This window comes from Candidatus Kurthia intestinigallinarum (genome assembly GCF_003991225.1).
GTDB classification, from domain to species: domain Bacteria; phylum Bacillota; class Bacilli; order Bacillales_A; family Planococcaceae; genus Kurthia; species Kurthia populi.
On the sequence record NZ_JTFC01000089.1, the window covers coordinates 1 to 1,356 of the forward strand.

Annotated in this window: 1 protein-coding gene; it reads left to right on the forward strand. The window is 28.5% G+C overall.

The window, feature by feature from the left end:
* Positions 1–366: 366 nt before the first annotated feature.
* Positions 367–801 (forward strand): hypothetical protein, encoded by a 435-nt coding sequence (locus QI30_RS18815; protein ID WP_126992077.1) that lies wholly within the window; start codon positions 367–369, stop codon positions 799–801.
* The last annotated feature ends 555 nt before the right edge of the window (positions 802–1,356 follow it).

The following is a 1,356-nucleotide window of genomic DNA, read 5'->3' on the forward strand; positions in this document are numbered from 1 at the left end:
ACATATACCTTTGTTGAATAAGATTTAGAATTTTTCAAAGTTCTTGCTAAATTTGTAGCCTTTTCTTCTACTTCTGCAAGTTCCTGTTTTATATCCCATAAAGCATCCTGCTCATCTAGAGGTATATTTTCATAAATTTCTTCTGATTGTGAATTCATAATTATTTACTTCACTCCTTTGTTAAATTAATAAATTATTCAAATTTTAATTACTATGGTTCTTTTATGTAAGGTAAATAATAACAAGGTAATTACATAAAAGAACCGCTCTTTTTTTCACCCAAAACTCCTGAATATTTTTATGTATTTATTTAACTTATTATGCAAAAATATACTTATACATATTTTATAGAAAGGGTGAATATGCGTGCATACCAACCTACATTTACAACCAGTTGCAACTCAATATGATCGCTATCAAGAAGCCTTGAAGCAAATTGAAGAAAAGATTAAAAATCGAGCAAAAGACTTTGAAATACTTCTGTATGAATCTGAAGTTATTATAGAGTTCTACAGTAAAAAGAAATTACCATTCCCATTACCTGATAGTGATATCCAACTTTTCAATGGTCCAATACTAGCGATTAAAAAGGATATTCTTTATTATTGGGATATCAAAACACAACAGGTTCATAAAACCGATCAGATTACTGATTTAGAAAAAACCGAAGCTACACCGACCTCTTTTGAAGATTTAGCAAGAGAAGGCTTATATAAAGAAGCACGCCAAAATTTAAAATATCTTTATACTTGGCTAGACGAAGAAACTGAAAAGTTGTATGAACAATTAGATCGCATTTAGAGCCCAAAATAGGGCTTTTTTTATATTCTTTTTGCAAACTCTGATAATAAAGAATTACGCGTCTATGCACACCTTTTAAAAGAACGTTTGTTCTTATTCAAAAAAATAAAAAGCCTCCTCATCGGAAGCTTCTAAATTCTTTAAAATTAACATAATTAAATGCTGATCTTACAATCATTACTACATTATTTACAAATTTAACTGTAACAACTCAATTCGTCATATAATACAACTCAAAAATATAATTCTTATCGTATCGGAGAAATACAACCTATTTCGTGTAGATGCAGCTACTCCAGATCCAATCTACATATGAAATCCCTTATTATCTGTTAATAGCCCCCACATTCAATATCCCCAATTATTTTATGCTTACATTATGTATAGGGATTGAAAAGCCAAAAGGTAAACCTAACTTTCAAAAGAAAATACTTATTAATCATAAAAATAACAAAATATTGATTTTATTCTGGCAGAAATACTATTCTTTGTCCTCTAAAACTTTATATTTTTCCTTATCTTTTTTAAATTCAAACTCAACCATTGAATACATAT